20 protein-coding genes are annotated in these 19,517 nt (G+C 62.3%); 13 read left to right on the top strand and 7 right to left on the bottom strand.

All coding sequences use genetic code 11. The features are described 5' to 3' along the window. Window positions 1-34: 34 nt before the first annotated feature. Complete coding sequence (locus tag ACZ9XP_RS09445; RefSeq protein ID WP_147686282.1) at window positions 35-823, top strand: hypothetical protein; 789 nt, start codon at window positions 35-37, stop codon at window positions 821-823. 3 nt (window positions 824-826) lie between these two features. Here the strand turns inward: ACZ9XP_RS09445 and ACZ9XP_RS09440 are convergent, their stop codons facing one another. Continuing rightward, window positions 827-2,134 carry an ATP-binding protein gene (locus ACZ9XP_RS09440; protein ID WP_240803446.1) on the bottom strand — a complete coding sequence of 436 codons (1,308 nt, stop codon included), beginning with the start codon at window positions 2,132-2,134 and terminating at the stop codon, window positions 827-829. After that, the gene (gene ompR / locus ACZ9XP_RS09435; protein ID WP_147686284.1) at window positions 2,131-2,862 is read right to left on the bottom strand and encodes an osmolarity response regulator transcription factor OmpR; all 732 of its coding nucleotides are present in this window, start codon (window positions 2,860-2,862) and stop codon (window positions 2,131-2,133) included. Before ompR ends, ACZ9XP_RS09440 begins: the two co-directional genes overlap by 4 nt. Before the next feature lie 217 nt (window positions 2,863-3,079). Between ompR and ACZ9XP_RS09430 the strand changes: the two genes are divergently transcribed. The 3 genes from ACZ9XP_RS09430 (at window position 3,080) to ACZ9XP_RS09420 (ending at window position 4,750) form a co-directional block, all read left to right on the top strand. Next, window positions 3,080-3,781, top strand: a complete 702-nt coding sequence (locus tag ACZ9XP_RS09430; protein ID WP_147686286.1) for a hypothetical protein — start codon at window positions 3,080-3,082, stop codon at window positions 3,779-3,781. Window positions 3,782-3,898: 117 nt separating this feature from the next. Further along, complete coding sequence (locus tag ACZ9XP_RS09425; RefSeq protein WP_465188326.1) at window positions 3,899-4,252, top strand: hypothetical protein; 354 nt, start codon at window positions 3,899-3,901, stop codon at window positions 4,250-4,252. A gap of 36 nt (window positions 4,253-4,288) precedes the next feature. After that, complete coding sequence (locus tag ACZ9XP_RS09420) at window positions 4,289-4,750, top strand: hypothetical protein (RefSeq protein WP_465188325.1); 462 nt, start codon at window positions 4,289-4,291, stop codon at window positions 4,748-4,750. A 38-nt stretch (window positions 4,751-4,788) separates the two neighbouring features. Here the strand turns inward: ACZ9XP_RS09420 and ACZ9XP_RS09415 are convergent, their stop codons facing one another. Then, complete coding sequence (locus ACZ9XP_RS09415; protein WP_147686292.1) at window positions 4,789-5,070, bottom strand: hypothetical protein; 282 nt, start codon at window positions 5,068-5,070, stop codon at window positions 4,789-4,791. Between the two features lie 169 nt (window positions 5,071-5,239). Here ACZ9XP_RS09415 and ACZ9XP_RS09410 point away from each other — a divergent pair, with 169 nt between their 5' ends. The 5 genes from ACZ9XP_RS09410 to ccoG all read left to right on the top strand — a co-directional run bounded on the left by ACZ9XP_RS09410 (window position 5,240) and on the right by ccoG (window position 12,393). Continuing rightward, window positions 5,240-6,847, top strand: a complete 1,608-nt coding sequence (locus tag ACZ9XP_RS09410; RefSeq protein WP_147686294.1) for a response regulator — start codon at window positions 5,240-5,242, stop codon at window positions 6,845-6,847. A 525-nt stretch (window positions 6,848-7,372) separates the two neighbouring features. Next, window positions 7,373-7,693, top strand: a complete 321-nt coding sequence (locus ACZ9XP_RS09405) for a hypothetical protein (protein ID WP_147686296.1) — start codon at window positions 7,373-7,375, stop codon at window positions 7,691-7,693. A 487-nt stretch (window positions 7,694-8,180) separates the two neighbouring features. After that, complete coding sequence (locus tag ACZ9XP_RS09400) at window positions 8,181-8,816, top strand: LysE family translocator (protein WP_465188324.1); 636 nt, start codon at window positions 8,181-8,183, stop codon at window positions 8,814-8,816. Between the two features lie 137 nt (window positions 8,817-8,953). Continuing rightward, a complete protein-coding gene (locus tag ACZ9XP_RS09395; RefSeq protein ID WP_147686300.1) occupies window positions 8,954-10,789 on the top strand; it encodes a diguanylate cyclase in 1,836 nt (611 codons plus the stop codon). 248 nt (window positions 10,790-11,037) lie between these two features. Further along, window positions 11,038-12,393 carry a cytochrome c oxidase accessory protein CcoG gene (ccoG, locus tag ACZ9XP_RS09390; RefSeq protein ID WP_465188323.1) on the top strand — a complete coding sequence of 452 codons (1,356 nt, stop codon included), beginning with the start codon at window positions 11,038-11,040 and terminating at the stop codon, window positions 12,391-12,393. A 12-nt stretch (window positions 12,394-12,405) separates the two neighbouring features. Here the strand turns inward: ccoG and ACZ9XP_RS09385 are convergent, their stop codons facing one another. Further along, window positions 12,406-13,725 carry an aminotransferase-like domain-containing protein gene (locus ACZ9XP_RS09385; RefSeq protein ID WP_465188322.1) on the bottom strand — a complete coding sequence of 440 codons (1,320 nt, stop codon included), beginning with the start codon at window positions 13,723-13,725 and terminating at the stop codon, window positions 12,406-12,408. Window positions 13,726-13,779: 54 nt separating this feature from the next. Beyond that, on the bottom strand, window positions 13,780-14,562 hold the full coding sequence (locus tag ACZ9XP_RS09380; protein WP_465188321.1) for a substrate-binding periplasmic protein: 783 nt from the start codon (window positions 14,560-14,562) through the stop codon (window positions 13,780-13,782). 173 nt (window positions 14,563-14,735) lie between these two features. On the opposite strand from ACZ9XP_RS09380, the gene ACZ9XP_RS09375 reads away from it, so the two are divergent. The 4 genes from ACZ9XP_RS09375 (at window position 14,736) to ACZ9XP_RS09360 (ending at window position 17,888) form a co-directional block, all read left to right on the top strand. Beyond that, complete coding sequence (locus ACZ9XP_RS09375; RefSeq protein ID WP_465188320.1) at window positions 14,736-15,359, top strand: FMN-binding negative transcriptional regulator; 624 nt, start codon at window positions 14,736-14,738, stop codon at window positions 15,357-15,359. A 55-nt stretch (window positions 15,360-15,414) separates the two neighbouring features. Beyond that, window positions 15,415-15,966: a YaeQ family protein gene (locus ACZ9XP_RS09370; protein WP_147686308.1), complete on the top strand. Its 552-nt coding sequence runs from the start codon at window positions 15,415-15,417 to the stop codon at window positions 15,964-15,966. Between the two features lie 115 nt (window positions 15,967-16,081). After that, window positions 16,082-17,464 (top strand): argininosuccinate lyase, encoded by a 1,383-nt coding sequence (gene argH / locus ACZ9XP_RS09365; protein WP_147686310.1) that lies wholly within the window; start codon window positions 16,082-16,084, stop codon window positions 17,462-17,464. Between the two features lie 163 nt (window positions 17,465-17,627). Then, window positions 17,628-17,888, top strand: a complete 261-nt coding sequence (locus tag ACZ9XP_RS09360; RefSeq protein ID WP_147686312.1) for a hypothetical protein — start codon at window positions 17,628-17,630, stop codon at window positions 17,886-17,888. A 478-nt stretch (window positions 17,889-18,366) separates the two neighbouring features. Here the strand turns inward: ACZ9XP_RS09360 and ACZ9XP_RS09355 are convergent, their stop codons facing one another. After that, window positions 18,367-18,570 carry a 2-hydroxymuconate tautomerase family protein gene (locus ACZ9XP_RS09355; RefSeq protein ID WP_147686315.1) on the bottom strand — a complete coding sequence of 68 codons (204 nt, stop codon included), beginning with the start codon at window positions 18,568-18,570 and terminating at the stop codon, window positions 18,367-18,369. A 14-nt stretch (window positions 18,571-18,584) separates the two neighbouring features. After that, window positions 18,585-19,499, bottom strand: a complete 915-nt coding sequence (locus ACZ9XP_RS09350) for a DMT family transporter (RefSeq protein ID WP_465188319.1) — start codon at window positions 19,497-19,499, stop codon at window positions 18,585-18,587. Window positions 19,500-19,517: the final 18 nt, after the last annotated feature.

Genomic DNA, 19,517 nt, shown 5'->3' with positions numbered 1-19,517 from the left:
CCTACACTGGCACTTTCCCCCTCGGGACATTGCCATGTACCGCTTGCCCACCACCCTGCTGCTCGCTGCGCTACACCTGCCAGCCCAAGCCATCACAGCTGTGGTTCTGGACATGCCCGGCTTTGCCTGGAATGGCCACGGCTGGATACCCGAGCTGCTGGGGCGCCTGCAGCTGCAGCAACAAGCCATCAACCTGCGCCTGCTACCACCGGCAAGGGCGGTAGAACGCTACTACCGCGGCGGTGAAGGCGAGCTGTTTGCCGCCGACCTGCTGTGCCGCCGCCACGACAGCCACTTTCTGACGCTAGGCGTGCGCGACTACGAGGTATTCATCACACGCCAGGGCGACAAGGTACCCGGCCCGGGCAGCCTGCCGCCCACCGGGGAGCGCGTGCTGGTGGTACGGGGATTTAATCATGCTTTTGTCCAGCAAAACCCCATGCTGCGCTGGGAAGAGGTCAGCAGCATAGACAAAGCGCTGGACATGCTGCGCGCGCGACGCGCCAACTATTTCTTCAGTTTTCTGGCACTCAGTGAAGACGCCATGCGCACACAAGGCAGCCACCGTCATTTCAGCTATGACAGCAACAAAGCCGTGGGCGAGGTGTGGCCGGCACTGAGCTTTCGGCCAAACGATAGCGGCCTGCTGCTAGCACAGCAGCTACGCCAGCAGCTACTGCAGCAATGGCAAAGCGGCCAGTACGCCAGCCTGCTACAGCGCCACGGTCTGCCTGCCTGGCACATGCGCCCGGGGCTGGAAGGCCGCTTTAGCGTGGTGCAAGCCAGCGACTGCCCGGCCACGCGGACACCGCAGTCCCCCTGAGCCTCAGCTGGCCGGGTGGGTGGCAGGCAGCCAGACCGCCACCTCGAAGCCCCCGCCTGGGGGGTGGGCAAACTGCAAACGCCCGCCATGCTGCTGCACAATGCGCTGCACAATGGCCAGCCCCAGCCCGCTGCCGCCATCGGTTCCCCGGTGTGCGGCCAACCTTTCAAACGGCGCCAGCGCTGCCTGCTGCAAGTCCGGCGCAATGCCCTCCCCGCTATCGCGCACCCGCAGCACCACTTCACCCGCCCCCGGCTGCAGGCTCACGGCAAACGGCGGCTGGCCGTAACGGCGCGCATTTTCCAGCAGGTTGGACAACAGGCGCTGCAGGCTTAAGGCATCGCCCTGCAAGCTGGCATCGCAGCGCTGCCAGTGCACCGCCATGCCGTCACGGGCAAAGCGCGATAGCACGCTGTCGATCACGCCCCCCAGCGCCACCTCCTGCATCGGGCGGGTTTCTTCGCTACGGGCAAAATCGATGAACTGACTGACAATGTGCGACAACTCGTCGATATCCGACAGCATCCCGGCACTATCTTCATCCGGTGACAGCATCTCCACGGCCAGCTTCAGCCGGGTCAGCGGCGTGCGCAGGTCATGCGAGAGCCCTGCCAGCATCAGGCGGCGTTCGCTGGCGGCCTTGTCCAGCGCCTGCGCCATGCCGTTAAAACGCTCGATCAGCAGGCGCACCTCGCGCGGGCCACTGGGTACCACCGGTGGCGGTGTACGCCCGGCTTCCAGCTCCCGGGTGGCTGCCACCAGCTGCGATAGCGGCCGAGTGGTACGCCAGGCCAGGGCAAACGCCGCCAGCAAGGACAGCAGCGCCACCAAGCCGGCAGCTTGCAAGGTTGGCCGCAAGGAAGGCGGCAGAAAGCGCGTCAGCGGCATCACCAGCCAATAATGGCTATCCAGCACCGGCACTCGCAGCCACAGCTCGCGCCGCTCGCCACGGCTGAACTGCACATGTACCGGCTCGCCCAGCGCATCGGATAGCTGGCCGGCCAGGTCATGCCCCATCGGGGGCACCCTGGAATGCACCTGCTCCGCCGCACTGAGCGGCAGCAGGCGCGGCAGGCCAACGTGGTTGTTGGTCAGCAAGAAAGGAGCGCGTTGCGCAGCGGGCAAGCGCGCCAGCGCGCCCTCGTAATCGGCCAGCGTGTCCACCACCTGGGCGTACAGCTGGTCCGCCAGCAGGGTGTTTTTTTGCTTTACGCCCAGCCACAGGGTAAACACCTGGCTGGCCAGCACGGCCATCACCACCAAGGCAGCCAGGCGGATAAACAAGGTGCCGCGCAACACGGGCAGGGTCATGGTGCGTCCTTGTCACGGCCATCGGGCACAAATACATAGCCGTAGCCCCAGACCGTTTGCAGGTAGCGTGGCGGGCCGTCAGCATCTTCTATGGCTTTGCGCAGGCGCGACACGTGTACGTCAATGCTGCGGTCTTGCGACTCGCCGCCGCCTTTGCCCATGGCCAGCGTCATCAGCTGCTCGCGGGTAAGCGGCCGCCGCGGGTGGGTGGCCAGCGCCAACAGCACGGCGTATTCGGCGGTGGTCAGCGTCACCGGCTGGCCGTCACGCAGCAGCTCGCGCCGTGAGGGGTTCAGTGTGCAGGGGCCAAAATGCAGTGCTTCGGCTTCCTCGTGGCTGGCGGTAACCGCCGGGGTGTGCTCGTAGCGGCGCAGCACAGCATTAATGCGCGCCAGCAGTTCGCGCGGATTGAACGGTTTGGCCAGGTAGTCATCGGCGCCCATTTCCAGGCCCAGGATACGATCGATATCTTCACCACGCGCCGTCAGCATCACCACCGGTATCGGCTCGCCCTGCGCGCGCAGGCGGCGCACCACAGCCAGGCCATCCTCGCCCGGCATCATCACATCCAGTACCAGCAAATCCGGGCGGTTACGCGCCAGCTTGCGGTCCAGCTCGCGCGCATCGGGCAAGCTTTCTACCGTATAGCCTTGCTGAGTCAGGTAGCGCTGCAGCAGCTCGCGCAGGCGCGCATCGTCGTCTACTACCAGTATTTTGCGGTTTTCCATAAACACCCCGTCTTCGTGCAGGCAGGGCTGCCTGCCAGTTAATGCTGCAAGCCTACCGCTTGGCTGGCAGAGCGTCAGCCCCGGTGTGAACAGAGATTAAGCCTGCGGCCAACCTTAACACCCGTTAACACTCCGCACCGCGCGGCACATACTCCGGCAAAACCCCGGCGCTAAAGTGACAGCATCAACCAAGGCCACACGGCATAAGGAGTTTGCAATGAAAACACGTTTCGCCCCCACCGCGCTGGCGCTCACTCTGCTAGCTGCCCTGTCCGCCTCGGCGCTGGCTTTTGGCCAGGGTGACAATATGCCCCGCGCCGACCGCAAGGCCTTCCACGAAGCAGTCATGTCCGGCGCGCTGACCGACGCCGAGCTGGCCACGCTGAAAAAAGAGCGCGACACCACCGTAGCCGCCATCAAGAAACTGCGCGACGACGGCAGCTTCAGCAGCGCCGACCGCGAACAGGCCAAAAAGCTGCACCAGGCCCTGCAAGACAAAACCAAAGCGCTGATCGACAACGCCGACCGTACCCAGAAGCGTGACAAACTGCCACCAGAACTGGCGCAGATGCACATGAAAGGCGGCATGCACGATGGCATGCATAAAGGCATGCGTGACGGCAGGCCAGGGCACGACAAAGGCCACGGCCCGCATGGCATGCCGCACGAAGACATGAAGCAGTTCCGCGATGCCGTGATTTCCGGCGCACTGACCGATCAGGAACTGGCCACGCTCAAACAGGAACGCAATAAGCTGATGGACAGCGCCCGCCAGAACAAACAACGCCCGGACATGGCCCCGCTGCAGGCACTGACCAAAACCCTGATCAACAACCAGGACCGTAGCCCGGCACGCACCAGCTGGCCAGACGAGCTGGTGCCGTGGGGCGGCGATCATGGCCATGGCCATCGCCGCTAAACCTGCCTGACCCCGCCCTCCTGCCTGCCAGGCCCTGCCCGGCAGGCTTTATGTCGTTCAGCGCCACGGCGCTGCCCTGCCATGGCGCCACGAAACGACGCAGGATAGAATCAGAATATGAAGCCGCTGCTATCGATGTTGCTATGCTGGGTTATGATAGGCATAGGCAACGCCGCCCACGCCAGCCCGCCACCACCGGGGATCAACACCCCGCCGCTGGAACGGGCAGATGTGCTGCGCCTGCGCGAGCTACGCTTGCGCGAAGCCGTGGTGCGGGGCGAAATCAGCGAAGAAGAAGCCCGCCGCCTGCGCCAGTTTTACCGCCGTCACGACGCGATACGCCTGCGCCTGCCCCCCGACCGGCAAGCCAGCATGCCGGCAGAAGAAGCACCGCCCAAAGCCTGGCAACGCTGGCGCAAAAAGCAGGACCGCCTTAACGCACCACCGCCGGATAGCGGGCAGGACAGCTAAGTTAGCGCCCGCCCTGGCAGGCGAAAGGGGACAATCATGACTAGCCTGAGGCATGGCCTGTTCGTTCTGGGGCTGCTTGCCAGCACCGCCTGCTGGGCGAGCACCGCATCACGCTGCCCGCCTGGCAGCCCCCTGCCAGCCTGCCAGTACCAGCAAGCCGGGCAAGCCAGCTGCCAGGACCAGAATGCGGCCAACCTGCCCGCCTGCCTGCAGCAATTCACCCCGCCTGCCTTGTGCCGGCGCGAACGCGACCGTGCTGCCTGCGAACAGCTCGCCGCCGCACAGCAAACTTGTCAGGACACCAGCGGTGCAGCCCGCCGCCAGTGCGTCGCCCAGCAGCTTAGCCCGCCAGCCTGTCCGCCAAATCAAGCCAAAGGCCACTGCCAGGCCAGGCAGGCCGCCATGCAACAGTGCGGCGCACTGTTTGGCAGCCAGCGCCGGCAATGCCTGCACCTGGAAATGCGCAAGCGCCAGGACGATGGCTCGGCCCATCGCTAGGTTCTACCCCGGCACGCCGCCTCAGCAGGCAACCACCCCTACTTGGCCTGCAGTAATGCCAGCAAACCCTCCGTATCGGGCTGCGATGCCAAGGCCAGCCGGACACGATTGAACGCGGCAGCCGCCTGGTCCGGGTACTTGGCAAACGGCACCAGGCCATCGTGCGGCCAACCTGCGGCGGCCAGCACTTTCTTGCGATAACTCATGCCCTCGGGCCCGCTGCCACCCATTTCCAGCAAAGCCTGCTCGATCAGTACATGCGGAAACGGCGTACGCCGCAGGGTCAGAAAATGCTGGGACACAACCTCTTCGTATTGCATGGCAACGCTCCATGTAGGGTGGTTTTCTTATCTAAGCTTATTACGCCCGTTTTTGCCACTTTCAACATGACATGCCGTTTCGATATTCGGATTTTCAAGCAACCTAGATTATATTGATACCCACCAGCGCACAGCCTGCTTCCCATAACGACGACAAGAGAACCCTGGCGTGAACGTATTCAGCGATACCACCACCGTACTGATCATTGACGACTCGCTTACCGTGCGCCAGTCGCTTCGCGCCATGCTCAGCAATGTAGGCGTCACCCGGTCAGAAACGGCGGCCAACGCTGCCGACGGCCTGATGCGCCTGCAAAAGCGTAGCTTCGATGTCGTGCTGTGCGACTACAACCTGGGCGAAGGCATGAACGGCCAGGAAATGCTGGAACAGCTGCGCAGCACCGGCAGCTACCCGCTTACCTCGGTGTGGATCATGATTACCGGCGAACGCAGCTACGAACGCGTGGTAGCCGCCGCCGAAGTGGCCCCGGACGATTACATCCTCAAACCGTTCTCCAGCCAGGCGCTGTTCGACCGCATGCAGTCGGCGTTTACGCGCAAGCACTTCCTGAAACCGGCACACCTGCACCTGATGAATGGCCGCGAAGACCTGGCCATCGCCACCATGGACGAGCTGGTCAGCAAAGCCGCCAACCCTGTACAAAAGCTGGATGTCCTTCGCCTGCTGGCGGAAACCCACCTGGCGCTGGAGCATTATCAGGAAGCCAGCAAATGCTATTCGGACATCCTGGACCTGCGCGTCATCCCCTGGGCCAAAATGGGTCTGGCACGTATTTTCAAGGCACAGGACAAAGTGGAAGAGAGCAGTGAGCTGCTGAACGACATCATCCGCGAAGCCCCCCACTACACCGACGCCTACGACACCCTGGCGCACAACCTGGCGCGCTGCGGCCAGTTTGCCGAATCACTTGATGTGCTGGAGAAAGCCGTGGCGCTATCGCCGCGCAACTTTCGCCGCCTGTGCCTTACCGGTGAAAGTGCCCTGAATGCGGGCGACCCGGCCAAAGCCGCGCTGTATCTGGAAAAGGCCGTACGTATCGGCCGTAACAACAGCGCGTTTGGCCCGGACGTGCTGATCGACCTGCTGCAAGCACACAGCGAAGCGGGCAATGCCGAAAAGATGGACCAGGTCGCCAACGAGCTCAATGGCATGCTGAAGGGTGAACACAATGTGTTCCTGCTGCACGTTTGCCGCGCCATGACCCTGCTGGGCCGCAAATCCTGGATGGATGCCCAGGAATCGCTCAAGCAAGCAGCCGCCCTGCTGCTGCAAAAGCAGCTGAGCTGGCGTAGCGGCGTACGCTTTCTGGAAGCCGTCGCCCGCCTGCCAGACGATATCGACGGCTACAACGGTTACGACTGGGTCAAACAGCTGGCACTGCGTCTGGTGCGCACCCACCAGGATGTCGAACAGCTCACGGCCATGACCAAAAAAAGCATCGGCCTGATCCGTGCAGTGCACGATGCCTACGGTTTTCTGCAAAACACCAACGACGAAGCCGTATCGCTGACCAAAGACAAGAAAAAGGACGCCGCCGCCAAACTGCTGTACGACACCGCCAGCGCCACGCTCAACGACCGCCTGGGCATGAACGCCTGTGCGCTACTGCTGCAGCTGGCTGACGAAAACAGCATAGGCCTGGCAAAGGAACTGCTGGGCTGGCTGCCTGCTGAACACGAGCGGGTACACGGCCTGGTCGCCACCCTGCAAAAGCTGCGCCAAGCCACCAGCCAGCAGGAAATCCTGCCGGACTAGCACGCGGCACGACCTTCCGCTTGCCGCAGAGGCAGGGCGTGCCGTGGCGCTGCCTGCCCCAGCAGCACCGTTGCCCTACACGCCAGTACACGTGGCGCAGCCAATGCAGCCCTTACAACAGCCCCCCTGTCAGCCTGCCACAGCCGCCCTACCGGCGGCGGCCAACCTCTAGCCCTTCCATACACCCCATGCACCACCCGCAGCAGCACGCTTACCTTGTAGCGGCCATGGGTGCACATGCCACACGGTGGCAATATATCCATATAAATCAGCATATTAAATATTGCGTGACAACAAAGCTCGTCACACAATGATTTTGCCTGTCTACTTCACACCAGCCTGTGGATAAAGCTATCCACACCCTTACGATGCACTCCTTGTGCATTTCTAAAAAAATGTACGTAATAAACATATGTATTTCGTAATATTTTTACACTTTATTGGCAACTCAGCGCCTATTTCGCCCAGTCGCACAAAGAGATACCTGTTGAAAACTGTTAAGAAACCAAATCCGGGAACTGCCATATGACCGACATAGAAGATGCATACCAACGCCTAATTGCTTCTTTCACAACGGACGAGTCGGTTACGTCGGGGCAAATGTTTGGCAAACCGTGCTTAACAATCAGAGGAAAAGCGTTTATCGCTCTACACCGAGACACCATCGTGTTCAAACTGACTGGCAAGGCACATGCAAACGCGTTGGCCCTTTCTGAAGCGACACGCTGGGACCCATCAGGAAAGGGCAGAGAAATGAAAGAATGGATCGCACTCAAGCATCAGCACAGAGCGGAATTCGCAAGCCTTAGCAAGTCAGCAGCAGACTACGTATCCACGTTGGCCTAACGGCTCATTCAACCAACGCTCCTGTCTCACGACCAAGGTCTGACTTTACGTCTGGCCATGATGACAATACATTTTCAGACAATGACAATATGGCCATCGTGCAGGCACACCTGTTTCATGCCGCAAGGCACCCAGATGCCGTGCCCAGAAATACGCTTGACCTGCCTGCCTATCCGACCGCCATCGTAACGATCTACGGCAATCGGCCTGCGTCAAGGGAATGCGCCGCCGCAATACTGGCTAGAAACTGCGCCTCAATACGATGTACACACCTTGCTGGGTGTCATCGTTGACTAACATGGACGCAGCCTGGGCTGTTCGGGCATGTCGTCTTACAGCGCAGTACTTACCTGCCTGAGGCCATCCGTCAGGACAAGACCGCGCGCACCCTGTGATACTGGCAGCAGGCTAAACGCAACCTGCTATAGGGAAGGCACCACGTTACGTTGGCCGCAGCGATTCACACACCTGACGCACAAAGAGAGGCATGATGTTGCTGGGAATAGAACAAGCCGCTGGCTTCCTGGCTGCCGCGGTACTGATCACGCTGTCACCCGGTCCGGACAACCTGATGGTACTTAGTCTCGGGGTAGCTCGCGGCCGCAAGCAGGGAATGGTGTTCGGCCTGGGTTGCGCACTGGGCTGCCTGAGCCACACGCTGCTGGCGGCACTGGGCATCAGCGCCCTGCTGGCAGCCTCGCCACTGGCGTTTTCTGCACTCAAAATGGCTGGCGGTGCCTATCTGATCTGGCTTGGCTGGCAGGCTTGGCGCAGCCAGGGCAGCCTGCTTAATGCGGGGCAGCAGCAAAACCCGCGCGAAAGTGCCGGCAAGTTGTTTATCAAAGGCTTGCTGGCCAACGCGATCAACCCGAAAGTGGTGCTGTTTTTTCTGGCATTCCTGCCGCAGTTCGTCATCAGCCAGCAGGGGCATATTGGCTGGCAAACGGCACAGCTCGGGTTGTTATTCACCCTGCAGGCCGCGGTGGTGTTCGGCTTGCTGGGCTATTTTGCCGGCTATGCCGGGCACTGGCTTAATACGTCGCCACGGCGCAGCATGCTGCTGGACCGTCTGGCCGGTACACTGTTCGGCTTACTAGGCCTGAAGCTGATATTGGTGCCCTGAACGCTATCAACCCCAGCGTGGCAATAGGAAAGCCACCACATACCGCGCAAGTAACGCTTGCGCTTTAGCTATCGATACCTGCAAAAGCCGGCACTTCATGCAAGAATGATGGCTTACTCCTGAATGACTTGCGGATCATGCCTCACGTCTCGCACCTCGCCTCGCACAACCACTTCAAGGCACTGACATACGGTGCGCTGATCAGCCTGCTGTTGCTGCTCAGCGGCGTTGCCGAATTATGGTCTTCCTACCAGACGACCATCGCGCAAGGCCATGCCCAGGCACGCATGGAAAGCCTGCTGTTCTCCGAATGGATGCGGCAAGATTTCCGCGAGGTTGAACTACTGCAAAACATGGTGGCCGAGCAGCTGGAAGAAAACGACTTCCAGGCCTCGCAGCCCCCGGCCGAACGCACGGCACTGGAAAGCCGTCTGGTGCGTGCCATGCGCGGCGTACCGCAGGCCTACGACATGATTCTGGTGGACCGGAATTGCCAGCTGGTGCTGTCGTTCAAGGTCTCCCCCGGCTTTGACGCCCGCGAGCGCAGCTACTGCAAAGCCATGCTGTCCCCCAGCAAGGAAGACCGTTTTGTCAGCGAACGCTTCAAGGGCGCCAGTGGCGACCTGGTGGTGATGGCCACCCAAAGGGTGCGCGGCATAGACGGCCGCGTTATCGGCCTGCTGGGTACCGTCATCCGCACCAGTCATTTCCAGCAGCTGATAGACCGCACCTTGGTAGGCGGGCACCACGACGTCATGGCCTTTGCCGACACCCGCATGCAACTCTTGGCCCGTCAGCCCCTGATCTCGCCCATGCCCGTTGCACCGATAAACGACCCGGAAGCGCTGGGCATGTTGCAGCGCGGCGATGTCGAAGCCAGCTATGAATACACCTCCGCACTGGACCATCGCACCCGCCTGCACTCCATGCGCAAGGTAGAGCGGCTGCCCCTGCTGGTCACGGTAGGCATTGATAAAGAAACCCTGCTGGCACCCTGGCGCAATAAAGCCTGGCTGATGCTGGGCGGCTGGCTGATCTGCACCCTGCTGCTGGCACTGGGCGTGCGGCGCTACCAGCGCAACACCGAGCTAACCGATGCCCTGGCCACCCGTAGCGTGGCCATCGACCACGCCGCCGAAGCCATCATCATTGCCAACGGCAAAGGACACGTGGAATACGTGAACCCGGCTTTTGTCGAAATGACAGGCTACCGCAGCGAGGAAATCTGCGGCCAACGCAAGCTGGAAGACGTCCTGCTATCCGAGCATCCGCAATTCAAGCCCGAGCTGCAAACCACCATTCTGGGTGGCGAAACCTGGCGTGGCGAGCTGTCCAGCCACAACCGCAAGGGCGAGCTGTATTTTGAAACCATCTCCGTCGCCCCGGTCATGTCGGCAGAGGGGCGGCTGCTACGCATGGTGGCCATCAAACACGACGTCAGCGATGCCAAAAAGCTGCAGGCTGACCTGATCCGGCTGGCCAATACCGACGAACTGACCAGCCTGTATAACCGCCGCCAGTTCATGCAGCGCTGCACCGAGGAAATTGCCCGCGGCCAACGCTGGGAGCGCCCGCTATCGCTGGCCATGCTGGACCTGGATCACTTCAAGCTGCTGAACGACCGCCATGGCCATGCATTTGGTGACGAGGTGCTGCGTACGTTCGCCAGCTGCTGCCAGGGCAGCGTGCGCATAGAAGACGTCTGTGGCCGCCTGGGGGGCGAGGAGTTCGCCATCCTGCTGCCCGATACCGACCGCTATACGGCCACCCAGATCATGGAACGCGTGCGCCAGGCTGTGGCCGCACTGCAGCTGGAGAACCCGCAAGGCGGTGAGCCGGTGCACTTTACCGTCAGCATTGGCATCAGCGAGCTGTACCCCGGCGACGCAACGGCCACGCCGATGATGGCGCGTGCCGACGCCGCCCTGTACCTGGCCAAACAGGAAGGCCGCAACCAGGTGCGCGCGGGCTAACAGACCATACCTCCATCAGCCGTGCCGTTACAAGACGCCAGTCAGGCCCACTGACTGGCGTCTTTCATCTTATGCAAGGCAAAACCATGGCGCGGCAGAGGTCGCCAGATGCCCCTGCAGGATGATGCACGTCAAAGCACAGGCCATCCCGCCTGCTGTGCCCTGCCGATGCCGGCGATCTGTGCCTGTCTGCCTGCCTGCACGCTGCCTAAGCTGCGGCATCGTTTTACTGCAAGGCAGCAACCACCATGGCAACGCCCATCCATTTTGTTTCCAGCAAACTCTATCCCAAGCTAGGCCGCGGCCGCTTTAACCACTGGCGCACCGGCTTTGTCATCGCCACCCAGCTCATCTACTTTCTGACACCCTGGCTGAACTGGCACGGCCAGCAGGCGGTGCGTTTCGATTTCGACACCATGCGCCTGTACCTGTTTGGTCTTACCCTGCTGCCACAAGACTTTATCTACCTGGCAGCCATGCTGATCATCAGCGCGCTGGGGCTGTTTCTGTGGACCATGATTGCCGGGCGGCTGTGGTGTGGCTTTTCCTGCCCGCAAACGGTCTACACCGAAATCATGGTGTGGATAGAGCGCTTGTTCGAGGGGCCACCCAATGCCAGGCGCAAACGCGATGCTGCACCATGGAGCGTCGACAAGCTGCTACGCAAAGCGGCCAGCCAGGGCAGCATGCTGTTGTTTTCCCTGTGGACCGGCCTGACCCTGGTGGGCTACTTCAGCCCCATGCGCCAGCTGGTTGCCGGGCTGCCGGCCGGGCAAACCGGCTTTTGGGAAGCCTTTTTTGCCCTGAGCTATGCCGGTTTCACCTGGCTACTGGCTGGCCACCTGCGCGAACAGGTGTGCAAGCACATGTGCCCTTACGCCCGCTTTCAGGGGGTAATGTTCGACCGCGATACGCTGATCGTGGCCTACGACGAGCAGCGCGGCGAGCCACGCGGCGCGCGCCGCAAAGACGGTAACCAGGCACAAGGCGCCTGTGTGGATTGCGGGCTGTGCGTGCAGGTGTGCCCGGCCGGTATCGACATCCGCCAAGGGCTGCAGTACGAGTGCATCGGCTGTGGCGTGTGCATTGATGCCTGTGACGAAGTCATGGACAAGTTGGCCGCACCGCGTGGCCTGATTCGCCTGTCTACCCAGAATGCCATGGAGCAAGGCGCCGCACCGCCATCGTTCTGGCAACGCCCACGGGCGGTGATCTACGCCAGCCTGATTGGCAGCACCGTCTTGCTGATGGCGGTCGGCCTGTGGCAACGCGAGCCCTTCCGGGTAGAAATCCTGCGCGACCGTGCCGTGATGGCGCGCGAAACGGCGGACGGTTATATCGAAAACGCCTACACCGTCCGCATCTTCAACACCCGCCCGGACGCCCGCACCTACACGCTGACCGCAGCGGGTGAAGGGGTAGTGGGCCAGCGCCTGCCCAAGTTATTGCAGGTGCCCGGCGATGGTGAATTGAGCTTTACCATCAATGTCATGGCCGACCCCGCCGTACTGGGCAAAGGCAGCCACCCGATCAGCATTGCCCTGCAAGACCGCCACACGCCACAGGACAAAGTCACGGAAACGTCACGCATCCTGATGCCCTGAGCCACGTACTGGCTACACGCGGCGCATGGCGCGGGCCAGCCAGTCCAGCGCAGGCTGCTGGTCGGGGGAAAAATAGCTGGCATTCAGCCGCAGGGCGTGGCGCCCGGCGGCGTCCGGCTGGCACAGGGTACCCGGCGCCAGCTGGATGGCGTGGCGCTGGGCGGCAGCAGCCAGCTGCACACAGTCGGCCGGGATATCGCGCAGCCAGACAAAATAGCCGCCCTGGGCGGGCTGCAGGGTAGCGCCATCGGGCAGGGTTGGCCGCAACAGGGTTTCCAGCTGGCCTACCTTGTCGGCCAGCTGCTGGCGCAAGCGGCGCAGCCCCGGCAGATAGCGGCCACCAGATAACAGCTCGGCCAGCGCCAGCTGGTTGGGCAGCGGCGAGGCCAGTGTCTGCGACAGCTTCAGCCGCCGCACCAGCTCGCCATAACGCCCGGGTAGCAGCCAGCCCACGCGGTAGCCGGGCGCCATGGATTTGGAAAACGTGCCACACAGCAGGATGCGGCCATCCTGATCGTCGGCCCTCATCGGCAAGGGTACTGTGCCGTCAAACCCCAGCAAACGGTAGGCATCGTCTTCGATTACCGGCACATCGTAACGCTGCGCCAGGCCCAGCAGCTGCTGGCGTGTGGCTGGCGGCAGGCTGCGCCCGTGCGGGTGGCAATAGGCGCTCATCAGCGCAATGGCTTGCACCTCACGCTGTGACAGCGCCTGCTGCAGCGCGGCGGTATCCACGCTGCCATCTGCGGCCAACACCAGCGGCAAGATGGCCACGCCTTGCTCGGCCAGGCCCCCCAGCAGGCCGGGGAAAGCAGGCTGCAGCACCGCCACCTGCGGCTGTGCCACGCCATGCGTGACCGCGGCAACGGCGAGCGAGAGCGCCTCCATGCCGCCGCAGGTGATCAGCACTTCGTCGGCGTGCACCTGCCAGCCTTCCGCATAGGCTTGCTGGGCAATCTGGCGGCGCAGGGCCGGGATGCCCGCCAGCGCGGGTTCGGCCAGGGCCTGGGCATAGTGGCGCATGGCACCGACAAAAGCATGCGTCAGCGGGCGGGTATCGTATAGCGCAGGGTGGATGAAAGGGGCACCCAGCGGTGCGGCCAGGCTATCGCTGCCACCGCCCGCGTCGGCGGCTACCACATAGCCACGGCGCGGCTGGGCCACCACGTAGCCAAGCTTTTCCAGCTCGTAGTAAGTGCGCCGCGCGGTATTCAGCCCCACGCCGTATTGCTGCACCAGCTGGCGCAGCGAGGGCAGGGTATCGCCACGTTGGTAATCGCCGTGCCGGATGCTGCTGATAATGCGCTGAACCAGTTCTCCGTACTTGCTCACACCAGGCCGCCTGCAGGGTAAAAAAGGCGATTATGCCCACAGTGGCGGCAAAGATCAGCGCTTCTTGTCGATATGGGCAAAGATGGCGTGGCGGGTCTGGGTGATCAGCAGCGCCAGCTCGCCACTGTCTTTCATCTTTTTCAGCTCGCGGTTAAAACGCCGCACCAGCTCGCCCGCCTGCGGGTGGCCGCGCCAGATCACCACGCACAGCGGGGTGCTCCAGTACTCTCGCGCTTGCGGCACGATGCGTGCCGCCATGGCAGGCGGCAGCTGCAAGCGGGTGGTCAGCTGGCCAGCCTCGCCTTCCATGGGGAACAAGTCGATGCGGCCTGCGGCCAACTTGCGCAGATTGCTGACATCATCGGTAGCCACATCCACCTTCAGTACCCCGCTGTGCTGCAAGCGGGTAAAAGTATCCGAGTAGAAATTGCCGGCAGTAATGCCAAAACGGTAGGGGGCCAGGTCTTCCAGGGTTTTCCAGGCATAGGTTTCACCCAGGCGCTGAAACAGCACCATACGAAACGGCAACACTTCTTCGCTGAACAACAGGTCTTTCTGGCGTTCTTCATTAGGCGTCCAGCCCAGGCTGCCATCCACATCGCCCGTACGTGCCATCTGAATGGCGCGATTATTGGGGTACCAGCCATACCTGACGCTGACATTGCCACGGCGAAAAACCTCGGTTACCACCCGCGTCAGAATACCGCCGAATGGCAGGTGTTCGGCCATATACGGCGCGTATTCCTGGTTGGAAAAACGCACTTTCAACGGTGCTTCCGCCCCTAGTGCCGCCAGCGGCAGCAGCAATGCGGCCAACCTTATGCCTCGTCGCCACATCACGCACTCCTTGACTTGATCTTTTCAGCCTAGGTCTGAGGGTGCCATACACCAAGAAAATTATCGAATTTTCGCCAGCGTAGCAGTCCATACCATGGCCCTGCCGACGCCGGGCAAACTGGCTCTGGGCAGTTGGCGCATGGCGCGCCAGAATCCAGGCAAAGGAGAACCGCATGCCACTGTATCAGCCCCCCGCTTTTACCAGCCCGCCGGACACAGCCAGCACACTGGCCAGCCAGCACCCCTTTGCCACGCTGATCACCCCTGGCGGCGACACGCCGTGGATCAGCCACCTGGTATTGCTACCCGACCCCGGCCAGCCAGATTGCCTGCTAGGCCACCTGGCCGCGGCCAACGGCCATAGCCAGGCGCTGCTGCACGCCCCCAGTGTGGCCATTTTCCAGGGTGAGCACGGCTATATTTCGCCACGCTGGTACCACAGCAGCGGCATGGTACCCACGTGGAACTACCGGGTAGCGCATGCGCACTGCAGCCCGGCAGAGCAGATAAGTGGCGACGAACTCTACACGCTACTGGCGCAGCTAAGCGCCCGCTTCGAAGGGCCGGACGGCTGGTCGCCACAGGCCGTCCCCGCGCACGCCATGGCCGCCATGCAGCGCGCCATCGTGGGCTTTCGCCTGCCCGTAACCCAGTGGCAGTGCAAACAGAAACTCAGCCAGAACCGCAGCCTGGCCGACCGCCATGGCGTGATCGCCGCGCTCGCCAGTGGCGGGCCTGACGACCAGCAGCTGGCCGCCTGCATGCAAGCCGCGCTGGATAGCGATAGCGCCAGCTAAGGGGTAAAACCCGTTACACTGCAGGGCTTGACGTACCCCACGCGAAAGCCCTGCAATGGCACTGAAAGCCACCATTTACAAAGCCGACCTCACGATTTCCGATATGGACCGTGGCTACTACGACAGCCACAGTCTGACCATCGCCCAGCACCCTTCCGAAACCATCGAGCGCATGATGCTGCGCATTGCCGTGTTTGCCCTGCACGCGGGCGAATACATGGCATTTACCCGTGGCATCAGCGACGACGAAGAGCCGGATCTGTGGCAAAAGAATTTCAGCGACGAGATCGAACAGTGGATCGAGCTGGGCGAGCCGGACGAAAAGCGCCTGCGCAAAGCCTGCGGCCGTGCCGGCCAGGTATGGCTGTACAACTACGGCGGCCGCTCGGCGGATATCTGGTGGGAAGGCATGGCCGGCAAGGTTGGCCGCTTCGAGCACCTGAACATCTTCAGCATTGCCACCGACACCCTGGCCGAGCTGGCCGCACTGTGCGAGCGCAGCATGCAGCTGAACGCCACCGTGCAGGATGGCGTGCTGTGGCTGTCGTCCGAGCAAGGCAGCGTAGCCGTCAGCCCGCACCGCCTGTACGGCAGCGCCGATCGCTAAGCACGGCATGCATGCCGGTTAAAAATTCGGCCACGGCGGCGCCTTATCGGTAGCGGCTGGCTTATAATCCTTGCCGATAATCGCCATACATTTACAGACTTGGGACATTTTCACCATGCAAGATACGCACGCTTGGTCCGGCCGCTTCTCCGAACCCGTTTCCGAACTGGTCAAGAAATACACCGCGTCGGTCACTTTTGATAAACGCCTGGCCGAGTTCGATATCGAAGGCTCTCTGGCTCACGCCACCATGCTGCACAAATCCGGTGTACTGGGTGACGCCGACCTAGCCGCCATCCGCGACGGCATGGCGCAGATCATTGCCGACATCCGCGCCGGTAACTTCGACTGGAGCGTGGACCTGGAAGACGTGCACATGAACGTGGAGCGCCGCCTCACCGACAAGATCGGCGACGCCGGCAAGCGCCTGCACACCGGCCGCAGCCGTAACGACCAGGTGGCCACCGACATCCGCCTGTGGCTGCGCGCGCAGATCGACGCCATCGTGGCGCTGATTGCCGAGCTGCAAACCAGCCTGCTGGACCTGGCCGAACAGCACGCCGACACCGTGATGCCAGGCTTCACCCATCTGCAGGTAGCGCAGCCGGTGACCTTTGGCCACCACATGCTGGCCTACGTGGAAATGCTGGGCCGCGATGCCGAACGCATGACCGACTGCCGCAAGCGCGTGAACCGCCTGCCGCTGGGCGCCGCCGCGCTGGCCGGTACCACCTTCCCGATCGACCGCCACTACACCGCGCAGCTGCTGGGCTTTGACGATGTGTGCCACAACTCGCTGGATGCCGTATCCGACCGTGACTTCGCCATCGAATTCACCGCCGCCGCCAGCCTGGTGATGGTGCATCTGAGCCGCCTGTCCGAAGAGCTGATCCTGTGGATGAGCCCGCGCGTCGGCTTTATCGATATCGCCGACCGCTTCTGCACCGGCAGCTCCATCATGCCGCAGAAGAAAAACCCGGATGTGCCCGAGCTGGTACGCGGCAAATCCGGCCGTGTCGTCGGCCACCTGATCGCGCTGGTGACCCTGATGAAGGCACAACCACTGGCCTACAACAAGGACAACCAGGAAGACAAAGAGCCGCTGTTCGACACCGCCGACACGCTGATCGACACCCTGCGCATCTACGCCGACATGATGCGCGGCATCACCGTGAAACCAGATGCCATGCGCGCGGCCGTGCTGCAGGGCTTTGCCACCGCCACCGACCTGGCCGACTACCTGGTGAAAAAGGGCATGCCGTTCCGTGACAGCCACGAAGTGGTGGCACTGACCGTACGCCACGCCGAGCAGCAGGGCGTGGACATTGCCGACCTCAGCCTGGATACGCTGCGCCAGTTCAGCACCCTGATCGAGCAGGACGTCTACAGCGTCCTGACCCCGGAAGGCAGCCTGGCACAACGCGACCACGTGGGCGGCACCGCACCCAACCAGGTACGCTTCCAGATTGCCCGCCACCGCGCTCGCCTGGCCGGATAATCAAGCAATACCCATAAAAAACCCCCGGTATTTTCCGGGGGTTTTTGTATTGTCATGCCGTCATGACACACTGTTACCGATTGCCACCGTGCAGCCCTTGCCAGCCCATGCGGCACAGGGCAATACTGCTAACGCCTTATCGCCAACCTAAAGGATCAACACCATGCGCAAACTGCTCGCGATCGCCCTGCTAGCCTGTGTTTCCACCGCCACCTTCGCTGCTGATACCAGCTGCGAAGCCAAAGCCACCGAGAAAAAGCTGGCTGGCGCGGCCAAAAACAGCTTTGTGAAGAAGTGCGAAAAAGACAGCAAAGCCGCCGGTGCGCAGGCCAGCTGCGATACCAAGGCCGCCGAGAAGAAACTGGCCGGCGCTGCCAAAAACAGCTTTGTGAAAAAATGCCTGAAGGACGCTGGCGCCGCCTGACCGCCACCAGCCAGTCACGGCAAAGCCCCGCCCAGTGCGAAATATCATTCAGTTAGGCAAATATGTTTGGTCATCAAGTGGGAGAGCGTGACTGAAGCGCCCCATCCCGTTGGCGCGAGCCGGTCAAAAGGGTGCGCCCCAGGTTTTAAGACGCCGATTTGTTTGAGCCCCGAGCCGTTAGCGAGGGGCGAGTTCGGAGGCGCCTGGGGCGTGCCGTTTTGGCAGGGGTTTCGAGCAGCCCCGGGTTGCGGGGGAATGAAAAGGGGGCGGCAATCCGCCCCCTTTCCCGTCTGCCGGGCGGAACCGGCATGTAAACATGCGTCCGCATCGCGGACACACTAGCACTCCTGAACGCAACAAACCCCTAACCAAAAATACACCAGTCAGCATTAACAGACTGTCATTGCCCCCAGTGCGGGGCTTTGTCTTGCTACGCCCCCAGAGCAGACACCAGCAGCTACGCAGCAAGGCCACGGCGCTAGCTGCCGCGAGCGCGGCGCACGGTGACGCTTTCGCCGCCTATGCCCCAGTTATCGGTATCGACCTCGTCGATCACCACCACCGTGGTAGCCGGGTTCTTGTTCAGCACCTGCTGCAGCAGCTGGGTCACACCGGCAATCAGCTCGGCTTTTTGTTCGGCGGTCGCGCCTTCGCGCGTAATCTTGATATTGACGTAGGGCATGGTCACTCCGGGGTTCAAGGTTGGCCGCACGCTGCCGGGCGGGCAGCAGGGGCAGGGGCGGGCACCGGGCGGGACACCCACCAGGCACCCAGCGAGACACTCAGCAACGCCGCGGCCAACGTAGCGGTTAGCGGCTCGTCCAGCAGCGGCACCGCCGCCAGGCCGGTCATTACCGGTATCAGCGCCATCAGTGCCGCCACCCGCGATGGGCCCAGCAGGGCAACGGCGCGCAGATAGCACAGCATGGCCAGAATCGCCGGGCTAATGCCGTGAAACAATGCCTGGCTGACGATCATCGGCCACGGCGTCTGGGCCAGGCCTTTCGGCAGCCACAATAGATAAACCGGCAGGTAGAGCAGGGTAGAGGCCAGCGTGACAAAGCTGGTAAGCAGCCACGGCACGTAGCCCCAGCGCTTGGCCAGCAGCGCGTACAGCGCCCAGAGCACACCCGCCGTCAACAGCATGCCATCACCCAGCCATTGCCCCGGCAGCGCCTGCCCGGCAAACAGCGGCCAGGCCAGCAGCCCCAGGCCCAGCGCCATCACCGCATACCCCGGCCAGGCAGCACGCTGCGGCCAACCCTGGCCCGCCAGCACCAGCAGCAGCGCCATCAGGAATGGCTGTATACCCGCCACCAGCAGCGCCACATGCGCCGCCGGCACCCAGCGCACCGCCCCGTAACACAACAGGCAAAAGCCGATGCAACCGATCAGGGCCAGTAGCCATAGCCGGGCATCACGCCAGGCAGCCCATGCGGGGCGGGGCAGCCACAACAGCACTGCACTGGCGGTGCCCAGACGCAGCGCCAGCAGGTCATAAGCCGTTAACGGCGTTTTGCCGCCCAGGCGCGCCATCAGCATGAAACTGCTCCACAGCAACAAACAGGCAAACAGATAAACATAGCCCTTTCGGGTAGCAATCAATGGCATGGCAGCGGCCTGCAAGGT

This window comes from Vogesella perlucida (assembly GCF_979366545.1).
This window is presented reverse-complemented; position numbering and strand designations above follow the sequence as displayed.